The organism is Pseudoalteromonas sp. SG43-6 (assembly GCF_014164365.1).
Classification (GTDB): domain Bacteria; phylum Pseudomonadota; class Gammaproteobacteria; order Enterobacterales; family Alteromonadaceae; genus Pseudoalteromonas; species Pseudoalteromonas rhizosphaerae.
Genome location: NZ_JACJEZ010000022.1, coordinates 15,017 through 29,113 on the forward strand (window position 1 = coordinate 15,017; position 14,097 = coordinate 29,113).

The following is a 14,097-nucleotide window of genomic DNA, read 5'->3' on the forward strand; positions in this document are numbered from 1 at the left end:
TTACAGGAAATAATTATGGCTTGGATCCAAATCCGTATCAATGCTAATGCTGCAACCGCAGATGCAGTAAGTGATCTATTAATGGAGGCAGGTAGTGCGTCTGTTACCTTTATTGATGCTAAAGACACCCCTATTTACGAACCAAAAATCGGCACTGTGGTGTTTTGGGCTGACACGACTGTAATTGGTTTATTCGAAGCTAACCACGATATGAATGCGGTGATAGCTCTATTACAGCGCCATGATGAGTTAAAAGACACCTTAGTGTACAAAATAGAGCAACTTGAAGACAAAGACTGGGAACGTGAATGGATGGATAACTTCCACCCAATTCAGTTTGGTGAAAAACTATGGATCTGCCCAAGCTGGCGTGATATTCCCGATCCTGATGCCGTCAATGTACTGCTTGACCCTGGCCTTGCTTTTGGCACTGGCACTCATGCTACCACCGCTTTGTGCTTAAAATGGCTTGAAAGCCAAGATTTGACCGGTAAAACTGTGGTCGACTTTGGTTGTGGCTCTGGAATTCTAGGTATCGCAGCTATCAAACTTGGCGCTGAGCGCATGATCGGCATCGATATAGACCCTCAAGCCCTTGAAGCAAGCTTAGATAACGCACAGCGTAACGGCGTTGCCGATAAACTCGAAGTATACCTGCCAGAAAATCAGCCTGAGTTTAGCGCCGATATCGTGGTGGCCAATATTTTAGCTGCGCCACTGCGTGAATTACACAGTGTGATATTAGGCTTGTTAAAACCAGGTGGTAAAATTGCCATGTCGGGAATTTTAGAAGAACAAGCGCAGTCGGTAGCAGATGTTTATGCCCCTTTTTTAGCGCTTGATGATATCGCTGTTGAAGGTGAATGGACACGAGTAAGTGGCATAAAAAAAGCTTAACTTACTGGGATCGGCAATTTAGAGTATTAACGTAAAACCTTCAGGTAAAGCCTGTAATTAACAGGCTTTACCTATTATTTACACGCCAAAAAACAGAATGATTTCTTACCACAAATTACTTCTGTATAAAATTCACACAAATAAAGCCATTCGTCAAACTGTTATCAAATGTCAATACGCAAAAGTCAAAAAAAAGTCACTTTTGTTCAATTTATAGCCTTTGATTTTTGCAAAAAAAACCGTAAACTTAGCGCCCCTTGAAAAGAGGCCTATTGAATACAGTGCGTATCGGAACATACCAATTAGAGAACAATGTAATTGTAGCGCCAATGGCGGGAATTACTGATAGACCATTTAGACAACTTTGTCGCCGCTTAGGTGCGGGGCTTGCCGTGTCTGAAATGCTCTCGTCGAATCCTTTGGTATGGAAAACCGAGAAATCGATGAACCGTATGGATCATAGTGGTGAATCGGGAATACGTGCGGTGCAAATCGCAGGAGCTGATCCCGAGCTTATGGCTCAGGCTGCACAATTCAATGTAACTAATGGTGCACAGATCATAGATATAAATATGGGGTGCCCAGCAAAGAAAGTGAACAAGAAACTCGCAGGCTCAGCCCTATTACAGTTTCCTGATTTAGTGGAAGAGATTATTGATGCAGTGGTTAGCGCTGTTGATGTACCTGTAACACTAAAAATCCGTACAGGATGGGATCAGGACAACCGTAACGGTGTCGAGATTGCGAGAATAGCTGAACGTTATGGCATAGCTTCATTGGCCGTACATGGGCGTACACGCGCATGTATGTACAAAGGTGAAGCTGAATACGCCACTATTAGGGATATTAAACGTTCAGTGTCGATACCTGTCGTTGCAAATGGAGATATAACGTCTCCTGAAAAAGCAAAACAGGTTTTGGACTATACGGGTGCAGATGCCATTATGATTGGTCGAGCCGCCCAAGGTCGCCCTTGGATTTTTAGGGAGATAGACCACTATTTGCGAACCGGTGAACATTTACCTGTGCCTCCAATTGAGGAAGTACGTGGTATTTTGATGGAACACTTAGTGAACCTTCATGCGTTTTACGGCGAACCAATGGGAGCGCGCATCGCTCGCAAACATGTATCTTGGTATTTGCAAACCCATGACAGTGACGGTCAGTTTAGGCGAGTATTTAATGCTCTCGATAATCCACAGGCACAAATCGAGACATTAGAGCAATACTTTAAAACACTAGCAGCTAACTAAGAAAGAAAGAGATATAAACAATGTTCGAACAAAACGTGACTTCTCCATTTATCACTAACCCTCATGTTCAGTCACACGAGAAACCGCAGCCATTACGCGATGCAGTGAAGAAAGCTGTTCATCACTATTTAAAACAGCTTAACGGTCAAGATGTGCAAGACGTTTACGACCTTGTTCTTTCAGAGCTAGAAGCACCATTACTTGAAGAAGTAATGACTTACACACGTGGCAACCAAACACGTGCGGCAATCTTACTAGGTATCAACCGCGGTACTTTACGTAAGAAACTAAAGAAATACGGCATGAACTAATACCGTGTTGTGATTTATCACAACATTCGTTTGAAAAAGCACCTTCGGGTGCTTTTTTTATATCTTTAAAAATCCTCAAAAAAGCGTCTAATTGCAAAATCCTCACTCTGTATACCCAAATGACTTGTGTATAAATATCGTTTTTTAAGCGATATTCAGTTAAAATAGCGCCTTTCTAAGCTAGCTCAAACACTGAGGTAATCAAACTACAATGGATACACATCGTCCAATTCGTCGCGCACTACTAAGTGTGTCAGATAAAACCGGTATTGTTGAATTTGCTCGCGCTCTTGAATCACAAGGCGTAGACATCTTATCAACTGGCGGTACTTGTAAATTACTTGCTGATAACGGCATTAAAGTCACTGAAGTATCTGACCACACAGGTCACCCTGAGATCATGGATGGTCGCGTAAAAACTCTTCACCCAAAAATTCATGGCGGCATTTTAGCGCGTCGTGGTCAAGATGAAGATGTAATGGACGCTCATAACATCTCAGCTATCGATATCGTTGTAGTTAACTTATACCCCTTTGCGAATACAGTCGCTCAAGAAAACTGCAGCCTTGAAGATGCCATTGAGAACATTGATATCGGCGGCCCAACGATGGTGCGTGCTGCGGCCAAAAACCACAAAGACGTGACTATTGTAGTAAACGCCAAAGATTACGACCGCGTGATCAGCGAAATGCAAAGCAACAATGGTTCAACTACATACAAAACACGTTTTGATCTTGCCATTGCAGCTTACGAGCACACCGCGCAGTACGATGGCATGATTGCTAACTACTTCGGTAAGATGGTTGCTGATTACACTGATGAAGCAGCTGAGGAAACTAAATTCCCACGCACTATCAATATGCAGTTTACTAAAAAACAAGACATGCGCTACGGTGAAAATTCACACCAAGATGCAGCTTTTTATGTTGAAAACGACGTTCAAGAAGCGTCTGTTGCAACTGCCATACAACTGCAAGGTAAAGCACTTTCTTTCAATAATATTGCTGATACAGATGCAGCTCTTGAATGTGTGAAAGAATTTGATGTACCAGCCTGTGTTATTGTTAAACATGCTAACCCTTGTGGCGTTTCAATCGGTGACAACATCCTTGAAGCCTATGATCGCGCATTCAAAACCGATCCTACGTCAGCATTTGGTGGCATCATCGCCTTTAACCAAGAGCTTGATGCTGATACCGCTGAAGCGATTGTGTCTCGTCAATTCGTTGAAGTGATCATTGCGCCTAAAGTATCAGAAGCTGCGGCACAAATTATTTCGGCTAAGCAAAATGTACGCTTACTAGAGTGTGGCCAATGGTCAGGCAAAGCGACAGGTCATGACATCAAACGCGTTAATGGCGGTGTACTCATCCAAGACCGTGATTTAGGTATGGTAACGCAAGGCGACTTAACGGTTGTGTCTAAGCGCCAGCCTACTGAGCAAGAACTTAAAGACTTATTATTCTGCTGGAAAGTGGCTAAATTTGTTAAATCAAACGCCATTGTTTATGCCCGTGACGGTATGACCATTGGTGTAGGCGCAGGCCAAATGAGCCGCGTTTACTCAGCTAAAATTGCCGGAATTAAAGCCGCTGATGAAAACCTTGAAGTTAAAGGTTCAGTAATGGCATCTGATGCGTTCTTCCCATTCCGTGATGGTATTGATGCAGCTGCAGAGGCTGGTATTACTGCGGTAATCCAACCAGGTGGTTCAATGCGCGATGAAGAAGTTATCGCTGCCGCTGACGAAGCTGGTATGGCAATGGTGTTTACTGGCATGCGTCACTTCCGCCATTAATCACACAAAGAGCTAACTGCATCAGTTAGCTCTTTTTGTTTGCTACAAATTCACGTATTCTGCTTATTCTATAACCTATTCTAAAAATATAATGTGAAGGAACAGACGATGAAATTTGCACTAAAATCTCTACTTGTTGCCACCCTTGCGATGACATCAACTATGGCTATTAGCCATGAGCATGGCCATGATTCAGCATTAAATAATGCAGTTAAATCAAGCGAGCGCAGCAGTGATCGCGATCAATACCGCCACCCTGTCGAAACATTAGAGTTTTTTGGTTTTAAACCAACTATGACTGTTGTTGAGATTGCGCCTGGCGGCGGCTGGTACAGTGAAATTTTAGCGCCAGCACTGAAAGAGCAAGGCACTTATTATGCCGCGCATTTCCCTGCTGACTCATCGGTGGGTTATTACCAACGAGCTCTAGCTGGCTTTAAAAAGAAAATTGCTGAAGATGAGCGATTCAATAAAGTAAAGCTGACTGAATTCGCCCCTTCAACACATTTAGACATTGCCCCGGCGAGCAGCGCAGACATGGTGTTAACCTTCCGCAATGTACATAATTGGTATATGAGCAAAGATAAAGACGCCGCAGCTAATGCATTTAAGTCTTTTTACAAAGCACTTAAACCAGGTGGTACTTTAGGTGTGGTTGAGCATCGCCTACCTGAAGCGCAAGCTGATGAAATGCAAAAGTCATCAGGTTATATGAAGCAAAGCGTGGTAATCGAACTTGCTAAACAAGCAGGCTTTGAACTTGCAGCAAGCAGTGACATAAATGCAAACTCACTTGATACAGCCGATCACCCACAGGGTGTATGGACCCTTCCACCAAGCCTTAAACTTGGCGAGCAAGATGCCGCTAAATATAAAGCTATTGGTGAAAGCGACCGCATGACGCTGAAATTTAAAAAACCGCTTTAAATAGGATATTCGCCATGAATGTATTAGTCATTGGCAGCGGCGGCCGCGAACACGCACTTGCGTTCAAAGCCGCTCAAAATACAAAAGTAAACACTGTTTATGTTGCACCAGGTAATGCCGGTACAGCGCTTGAACCCAAGCTTGAGAATGTTGCCATTAACGTTGAAGATCTCGATGGCCTACTTAGCTTTGCACAAAACAATAATGTTGAGCTAACCATTGTTGGACCTGAAGTACCATTAGTACTTGGCGTGGTAGATAAATTCCGTGAACACGGTTTAGCTATCTTTGGCCCAACAGCAGGCGCTGCGCAACTAGAAGGCTCTAAGTCATTCACTAAAGACTTTTTAGCCCGTCATGCTATCCCAACTGCGGATTATCAAACGTTTGAACAAATCGACCCTGCGCTTGCTTATTTAAAAGAAAAAGGCGCGCCGATTGTAATCAAAGCTGATGGTCTTGCCGCAGGTAAAGGCGTCATTGTTGCCATGACTGAAGTTGAGGCTGAAGATGCTATTCGCGATATGCTAGCCGGTAACGCTTTTGGTGAAGCTGGCAGCCGCGTGGTAATCGAAGAGTTCTTAGAAGGTGAAGAAGCCTCATTTATCGTGATGGTTGATGGTAAAAACGTATTACCTTTTGCTACCAGCCAAGACCACAAACGCGCTTATAATGGCGATCAAGGTCCGAACACTGGCGGTATGGGGGCATACTCACCAGCGCCAGTGGTAACCGATGAAATTCATCAGCGCATTATGAACGAAGTGATCTACCCAACAGTAGAAGGTATGGCAAGCGAAGGCCATCCTTACACTGGCTTCCTCTATGCTGGTTTGATGATCGATGACTCTGGGACCCCTAAAGTAATCGAATACAATTGCCGTTTTGGTGATCCTGAAACACAACCTATGATGCTTCGTTTACAGTCTGACTTAGTTGAACTGATTGAAGCAGCTAATCGTGTTGAACTTGATAAAACGACGATTGAGTTTGACTCACGCGCAGCAGTGGGTGTGGTACTTGCAGCTAAAGGCTACCCTGATAACTACCCAAAAGGTGATGCAATCAGTGGCTTGAAAGTAACCTACCCAGAAGGCGAAAAAGTCTTCCATGCGGGTACTAAGCAAGACGGCGATAACGTAGTGACTGCCGGTGGCCGAGTATTATGTGCAACGGCGCTAGGTAACACAGTTACCGAAGCGCAGCAACGTGCCTACCAACTAGTTGATGAAATTAGCTGGCAAGGTATGGAATACCGTACAGATATTGCTTATCGCGCTATTGCTCGCGAAAAATAGGTCTAACCAGCAGCTATTAATAATAAGCGCAGTTTATCTGCGCTTTTTTAGTGCTACACTAAAACCGTGATGTATTACATATAAGTAGCACCTTGGAACAACAGCCATTTAAATACCATATTATTGCATTGTTTATTTTGAGCATACTATTGTTCATCGTATATACGTTTGCGAATCATTTAGCCACCCCTACTCGCTATACAATCAATAAAACAGCTGCGGTTTATTTAGCGCAAAGCTATCGCATAGATCCATCAAAATCATTAACACTTACAGCATTTTTAGACGAATCTAATTCACGTATTGCAGAGCCCTTTGACACCATTCCATGGGGGCTAAAATCTCAAAACTATTGGCTGCTGATGAAGTTAGACAATAGGACAGCAGTATCAAAAGAGCTTTACGCCCACTTTGATAATCCGATGATTGATTATTTGACTGTTTATCAACTCGATAACCAAGGCCAGTTAATTAACACCTTTAATTTAGGCGATCGGCAAACAGGATTAAGCTTATTTGAATACAGTGTACCGCATATAGAATTTACTGTTGCCGCACAAAACCAGAGTTTTTTGGTCATAAAAATAGACACTACAGGGATCAGTAAAACCCCAATTAACTTATATGGCGAGGCTGAATTTAAAGATTTACTCCGTGCACAAACCGCTATCTGGGGCATTTTTGTTGGCGTACTAATCATGGCGGCTTTATATAATTTAGTACTGTATTTTGGTATTCGTGATCGGGTTTATCTTATTTATATTGGCTACATACTGTCAGCGTTGATCCTAATGGGCTCGGTATTAGGCTTTGGTTTTTACTTATGGCCAGTATCCTTACAAAAGCTTTTTAACCTCCATATAGTGGTAAGTAATTACGCCATCGCATTTTTTACGCTGTCATTTTGTACTATGTTTTTACGTTATCATAAAGATAAATGCTGGCGCTATAAACTAAGCCTAATACTATTGGGCTTAATGTTCGTTTTAGGGTTCGCCAGCTTTTTCATTGTTGAATATATTTCTTCGCAAATATTTTTTGCTGTGTTGGTATTACTCTATATTGTTTGTATTATTTTAATTTACAACAAACTACTTAGCGGCTTTCGTTGGGCTAAGTTTTATATGATCTCGTGGATCCCACTGATCATTGGCGCTGCAATCCAACCTTTAGAACTAACAGGCGTATTAGAATATAGCTTCACCACCCGCCATGCTTTTTTGGTTGCGATTCTTTGTGAAGTCATCTTAATGGCTATGGCGCTTGCCGATAGAGTGCGCTATCAACGAGAAAAGGCGTTGTACCACGCCACTCATACAGAACAAACCAAGTTATTAAACAGTGCTATGCTAAAACAAGCCTATATGACTTTACAGCTCAATCAGCGCACAGCAAGCTTATGCTTAATTAGAATTACTGATTTTCATTCTCTCAGTCATATTTTAAATCAAACTCAAAGCTGTCAGCTCGTTGTTGCTATAGCTAAATCTCTTGAGCTGCAACTGAGTAAAGAGCGCGAGTTTATCAATTTAGATAACAATTTAGATACCTATCCGCGGATTGCCGATTTGAGCAACGGTGTGCTAGCATTCATTTCAATTAAAACTCAAAGTGCGCAATCACTGCATGATAAATTAACCAAAATCCGCAAAAGCTTACCGAAGCATCATCCAGTGCAAGGGTTTGATTTACAGTTAAACTACGCAATGGGTTATTGTATCCTAGATGGTGAAAGTGGCTTTGATACATGGTTGCAAAATGGCTATTTTTCATTAACCGAAGCGCCACAAACAAGCTATCCAAATAATCACTCAAAAGTAATGCCTGTCACTATGAACATTAGCTTAGCGGCTACATTTCAAAATGCCTTAAAAACTAACCAGTTAACTATTTATCATCAGCCACAAATAGATTTACGCAGCGGCCAAACGATTGGCAGTGAAGCCTTATTGCGCTGGCCTAATGCTCCTTATGAACAAATCAATATTGAAGCTTTAATTCTATTAGCTGAACGTACTGGTCTTATCAATGAACTTACATTATGGGTGCTCGATCAGGCTTGCCAAGATATCGCTAAGTTTAATCACGCAGGTTTTTTTAAGCATAAAGTAAGCGTTAATTTAAGTGCTAAAAACTTAATGATCCATAATTTAATTGAGAAAATTGAAAACACTTTACTCAAACATAACGTTCCTGCTAAACAACTTAAATTTGAACTTACTGAGTCAGCTTTAATTGCAAACCAACAGCAAATGATTAGCTTAGTTGAACAATTAACCCGCCTTGGTATTGAAGTGATTTTAGATGATTTTGGCACTGGCTATTCGTCACTAAATTGTTTTGTTAGCTACAACTTTTCAACCTTAAAAGTAGATAAATCATTTATTATAGGTCTCCCTACTCACAGTGCTAATCGAGTAATTGTTAAGGCTGCGATAGAAATGGCGCATAGTTTGGGTTTAAAAGTTACCGTCGAGGGAGTTGAAGATGTCACAACACAACAACTTTTAAAGGCCTTGGGGGCAGACTACGGGCAAGGCTACTATTACTCCAAAGCCATCGCTGTGGATGACTATTTGCTGTGGTTAGCTGAAAATAAACAAGCTAATTAAGTAAAATTGCCACATGTTTAAGGATTACTGATAGAATCCTCTTTTTCACATCTTTAGGGGCGTAAAGATGCAAGGCACTATCAAAAAATTAAAATCATCGCTAACACAACCGATTCAGTATCATTTGCCTGTGGGTGATGAGTTGGTCGATCTTAATGCCTATATTGGCAAGCAACTTACACTGACTTTTAATGGCGCTATTGTATGTTCTAGCTGCGGTAAAAAAACCAAAAAAAGTTACTCGCAAGGTCATTGTTTTGTATGTATGCGTAAGCTTGCTAGCTGCGATATGTGCATTATGAAACCTGAAACATGTCACTTTGACCAAGGTACTTGTCGTGAGCCACAGTGGGGCGAAGAAAACTGTATGATCCCACATTATGTCTATCTTGCGAACACGTCAGGGCTGAAAGTGGGGATCACCCGTCATACACAAATTCCAACCCGCTGGATTGACCAAGGTGCAACGCAAGCACTGCCAATATTCAAAGTACAAACGCGCTTACAATCAGGATTAGTTGAAGTTGCCTTAGCACAATTTATTGCCGATAAAACCAATTGGCGTAATATGCTCAAAGGACAAAGCGATGTCCTTGATTTAAAAGCTGCTGCGGCAGAACTTATTCCACAAATTGCCGATAAACTAAATGAACTTGCAGAGCTCTTTGGTGCTACAGCGATAGAACAACTTGATGAAGAAGTGGTTGAATTAGAGTTTCCAGTTACTACCTACCCAACCAAAATCAGTTCATTTAATTTTGATAAAGAACCGGTCGTCAGTGGTATTTTAAACGGTATTAAAGGCCAGTACTTGATCTTTGATACTGGCGTTATCAACATTCGTAAATTTACTTCTTACGATATCACCGTAGGTTGATTTTGCAGCTGATAAAATTCAAACCATTGCCGCTGCGTTAACGGGCGGCAATAGTAATAGCCTTGGATCACATCGCAGCCTAAATCCAATAAGTAACTATACTGGGCAAGCTTTTCAACCCCTTCAGCGATAACTTGTAAATTAAGACTATTCGCCATTGCCACTATCGCGGCAACAATCTCACTATTACCGTATTCATCGGGTACTTTAGCAATAAAGCTGGCATCTATCTTTAATGTATCTATGGGTAATTTTGTAAGGTAACTCAGTGCCGAATAGCCGGTACCAAAGTCATCTAGCGCAATCTGTATGCCCATTTTTTTAAGTTGCCACAACTCTCTTTTCGCCTGACTAAACGAGCTAATAAAACTACTTTCAGTTAACTCTATTTCAAGACAATTTCCCGATAAATTATAGCGCTGGAGCATTTTTTCAACGTTACTTGATAAACTTCCCTGACTAAGATGGCAAGCTGAGATATTAATTGCCAACCGACCAGCCGTTATTCCTTGTTGTTGCCATAATGCCAATTGCATGCCTGCATTATTGAGCACCCAGAGATCCAGCTTTACAATTAGACCGAGTTCTTCCGCCAATGGAATAAACTGTGCAGGCGATATTATGCCAAGCGCGGGATCTTGCCAACGTAAGAGTGCTTCAACACCTTTGATAGCTTTACTTCTTAAACACTGTTTAGGCTGAAAATATAGTTCAAATTCATCATTTTCGAGCGCATATTGAAACCGGCTCATCATCGCCAAGCGCTCTAAAGAGCGTGCATTCATCGATGCTTTAAATAACTGAAATGAGTTTCTACCCACTTCTTTAGAGCGATACATGGCAATATCAGCATGTTTTAGTAAAGTTTCACTATCGAGACCATCATCAGGATAGACCGCTGCACCGATTGATGCTGTCGCGCCTACCTCAAGCCCTTCGAGCTGAAAAGGAGTGTTTAAGTTATTTAAAATTTGATCGGCTAAACTAATCACAGCGCTAATGTCTTCAATCTCGCACAGCACCACAAATTCGTCGCCACCTAAACGTGCTAAAGTATCACCTTCACATAATACGTTTTGCAGCCGTATTGCCACCATTTTTAATAACTCATCCCCAGCGCTATGCCCTAAGCTATCATTGATTTCCTTAAACCGATCTAGGTCAATAAACATCACTGCTAACATGTCATTATTACGATGTGCAGCAGCTAATGCCATAGTTAACCTGTCATTAAATAAGCGCCTATTAGGCAAGCCAGTTAGCTCATCAAAATAAGCTAACTGAACGATTTTGTCTTCTGCAGTTTTACGTTCAGTGATATCGCTAAAAATCGCCGCATACACTAGCTCATCATCATTTGGCTCGCGGATAGCAATAATAGTTAGCCATTCAACATACAAATCACCATTTTTTTTACGATTGCATATTTCCCCTTGCCACACACCAGTTTGGGTAATGGATTGCCACATTTTTACGTAGAAATTTTTACCGTGCTTTCCGGAGCTTAGAATTCTAGGGTGTTTGCCGACCACTTCATATTCTTGATAGCCAGTAAGGGCGGTAAAAGCAGGATTAACTTGCATGATCACACCATCTTGTTGGGTGATCATAATGCCATCAAGTGACGCATCAATTATTTTATTCGCGAGATACAAATTACGCTGTGAATGCTGAAGATCCATATCACGTTGTTCAAGTACTTTTTCAAGATCACTGCAATAAGCGCTTTCTATTTCATTAACAAGATGCTCAATGGCGAGCACCCCTTTAATCTCCAAATCGTCACTGACCACTAAATGGCGTACATTGTTAGTAGACATTAACCGATATGCATCGAATAAACTGCTTTTTGAGCTTACCCGATACAAGGGCCGACTTGCAAAACTCCAACATGACGCATTACTATCGGGTTCGACGATCAAATGCAGTAAATCTCGCTGGGTGATAATGCCATGTTCGTCTTGCTGCTGGTTATACACTAAAATAACTTGGGCGGTTCGCTCGCGCATCATTTCAACGCCTTCACTGAGCGTCAAATAACTAGGTACCACTAATACATCTTTATGATATTGCTCTTTGATTGGTCTAAATTGTAAATAGTGATCAAGCCCTTGATTACGTACAATATCACTAATACTAATAACGCCGCATGGTAGCTCATCATCATCCACAACTAATAAATGACGAACACTGTGTTGATAAAAAATAAGCGCGGCATCACACAGTAATTGCTGACAGGAGATTTTCAATACCGGGCTACTCATTACGCTTTGAATTTCAATATGTTTAAGGTTGCTGTCAGTAAAATCTAGTTTAATGCAATCTGCTTCAGTCCAAATACCAACGATTTCTTGCCGTTTTTTTATAAAAATTGCACTTATATTATGAACCTGCATCAACCGTACAGCATCAACTAAAGAGGTATCGGTGGAACAACATACTAATTTCCTTGAAAAGATATCTGATACCTGTTGAGGGTGGCGAGTTTGTTTCATAATATTCGTCCTTAGTATAATACGAACTATAATTATATTATTATATTGCTCGCGCTATTTGATACAGGACAATAAATACATGCATACTTACTTCCCTTACTTGATATGTAGTGACAACGAGCTAGAAATTATTAATGAACAACGGGATTTAAATGACTATCTACACAGTTTAACCGCTGAACAACAGCAACACTGTGTGATATTGAATAAACAAGGCGAATATTTTGATTTAGCATTTAACCTTGCAACACCGCTGACTAACATAGAGTTAGCTCGCAGAGTAACGCAGCACTTAGCACAAGAAGGACACTGCTGCTTAACTAAAATAACCAGCCTAACAGCTTCCCAAGCATTTGATCTATTAGGAATAAAATAGCACGTTTAGTTGCATCAGCCGTTTTATCCATGAGTTTAGTCGCCTGTGGTGGCAGCGATAACAATAAAGAACAGCAAACCCCACCAGCGACTTCTACACCGGTAACCTAGTAATTACAGTTTATTTATTACAAATAAAGAAAAAGCTTACTATCATGAACACGCCTTTAATATTGATTTAACGCATATCGTTTACAGTGATAAAAATGATATTATAAACATCTCGTTATACTCAGCTCAGTAAGGCATATAGCAATGAGTACACCTAATTTATCAAGACGCATGCGCAGGCTTCGCCACAGTGACGCAATGCGACAGTTAGTACGCGAATTTGATTTTAATATTGGCGATCTTATCCATCCTATTTTTATCGAAGAGTCGTTAACTGAAAGTCTAGAAATATCCACTATGCCTGGTATACAGCGCATTCCTGAACATGCATTAGCCCAAGAAATTACTGAACTGCATAGATTAGGAATTCAGTATGTTATGCCTTTTGGCATATCGCATCATAAAGACAGTGTTGGCAGTGATACATGGCACGATGATGGTTTACTGGCACGTATGATTAAAACAATCAAACAAACATGCCCCGAGATGATGGTAATACCCGACATTTGTTTTTGTGAATATACAGATCATGGACACTGTGGCGTTGTTGAAGATAATCAAGTTTGTAACGACGAAACTGTTGCTAATCTTGTAAAGCAGAGTGTGTGCGCAGCAAAAGCAGGTGCCGATATGCTAGCCCCATCTGCGATGATGGATGGTCAAGTTAAAGCTATTCGAGAAGGCCTTGATAATGCAGGGTTTGAACATGTTGCCATTTTAGCTCACGCCATTAAATTTGCTTCATCTTTCTATGGTCCATTTAGAGCTGCTGTTGATTGTGAATTAAGCGGTGATCGCAAAGGCTATCAAATGGATTACGCAAATATTCGTCAAGCGCTTCAAGAAGCCCTTCTTGATGAACAAGAAGGCGCTGATATTCTAATGGTGAAACCAGGCACGCCCTATCTTGATGTCCTTAGCAGCTTGAGAGAGAAAACAAACTTACCTTTAGCTGCCTACCAAGTTGGTGGTGAGTATGCCGCTATTAAATTTGCAGCTTTAGCAGGTGCCCTTGATGAAAAAAAAGTGGTATTTGAAACACTGACCGGCTTCAAACGTGCAGGCGCTGACTTAATAGTGAGTTATTATACAAAACAAGTTGCACAGTGGTTAAAAGAATAACCGTTGTCACTTTTTGGGCAT

The 14,097-nt window shown here is 41.2% G+C and carries 11 protein-coding genes; 10 read left to right on the forward strand and 1 reads right to left on the reverse strand.

Annotated elements, in window-relative coordinates; genetic code table 11:
* Positions 1 to 15 precede the first annotated feature (15 nt).
* The 8 genes from prmA to H5201_RS10995 all read left to right on the forward strand — a co-directional run bounded on the left by prmA (position 16) and on the right by H5201_RS10995 (position 9,973).
* Positions 16 to 897: a 50S ribosomal protein L11 methyltransferase gene (gene prmA / locus H5201_RS10960; RefSeq protein WP_149983109.1), complete on the forward strand. Its 882-nt coding sequence runs from the start codon at positions 16 to 18 to the stop codon at positions 895 to 897.
* A gap of 281 nt (positions 898 to 1,178) precedes the next feature.
* The gene (dusB, locus tag H5201_RS10965) at positions 1,179 to 2,150 is read left to right on the forward strand and encodes a tRNA dihydrouridine synthase DusB (RefSeq protein WP_179959235.1); all 972 of its coding nucleotides are present in this window, start codon (positions 1,179 to 1,181) and stop codon (positions 2,148 to 2,150) included.
* A gap of 20 nt (positions 2,151 to 2,170) precedes the next feature.
* Complete coding sequence (fis, locus tag H5201_RS10970) at positions 2,171 to 2,461, forward strand: DNA-binding transcriptional regulator Fis (protein ID WP_002957804.1); 291 nt, start codon at positions 2,171 to 2,173, stop codon at positions 2,459 to 2,461.
* Between the two features lie 211 nt (positions 2,462 to 2,672).
* Entirely contained in the window at positions 2,673 to 4,259 is a 1,587-nt protein-coding gene (purH, locus tag H5201_RS10975; protein WP_182717208.1) for a bifunctional phosphoribosylaminoimidazolecarboxamide formyltransferase/IMP cyclohydrolase, read from the forward strand.
* A 108-nt stretch (positions 4,260 to 4,367) separates the two neighbouring features.
* Entirely contained in the window at positions 4,368 to 5,186 is an 819-nt protein-coding gene (locus tag H5201_RS10980) for a class I SAM-dependent methyltransferase (protein WP_182717209.1), read from the forward strand.
* A 14-nt stretch (positions 5,187 to 5,200) separates the two neighbouring features.
* Positions 5,201 to 6,484: a phosphoribosylamine--glycine ligase gene (gene purD, locus H5201_RS10985; protein WP_149983113.1), complete on the forward strand. Its 1,284-nt coding sequence runs from the start codon at positions 5,201 to 5,203 to the stop codon at positions 6,482 to 6,484.
* Positions 6,485 to 6,576: 92 nt separating this feature from the next.
* Positions 6,577 to 9,096, forward strand: a complete 2,520-nt coding sequence (locus H5201_RS10990) for an EAL domain-containing protein (protein ID WP_182784588.1) — start codon at positions 6,577 to 6,579, stop codon at positions 9,094 to 9,096.
* Positions 9,097 to 9,163: 67 nt separating this feature from the next.
* Complete coding sequence (locus H5201_RS10995) at positions 9,164 to 9,973, forward strand: DUF2797 domain-containing protein (protein WP_149983115.1); 810 nt, start codon at positions 9,164 to 9,166, stop codon at positions 9,971 to 9,973.
* Here H5201_RS10995 and H5201_RS11000 read toward each other — a convergent pair.
* Positions 9,952 to 12,468, reverse strand: a complete 2,517-nt coding sequence (locus H5201_RS11000) for an EAL domain-containing protein (protein ID WP_182784591.1) — start codon at positions 12,466 to 12,468, stop codon at positions 9,952 to 9,954. The genes H5201_RS10995 and H5201_RS11000 overlap by 22 nt on opposite strands.
* A 79-nt stretch (positions 12,469 to 12,547) precedes the next feature.
* Here H5201_RS11000 and H5201_RS11005 point away from each other — a divergent pair, with 79 nt between their 5' ends.
* The gene (locus tag H5201_RS11005; RefSeq protein WP_182717213.1) at positions 12,548 to 12,844 is read left to right on the forward strand and encodes a DUF4144 family protein; all 297 of its coding nucleotides are present in this window, start codon (positions 12,548 to 12,550) and stop codon (positions 12,842 to 12,844) included.
* A gap of 254 nt (positions 12,845 to 13,098) precedes the next feature.
* On the forward strand, positions 13,099 to 14,076 hold the full coding sequence (hemB, locus tag H5201_RS11010; protein ID WP_182717214.1) for a porphobilinogen synthase: 978 nt from the start codon (positions 13,099 to 13,101) through the stop codon (positions 14,074 to 14,076).
* Positions 14,077 to 14,097 lie beyond the last annotated feature (21 nt).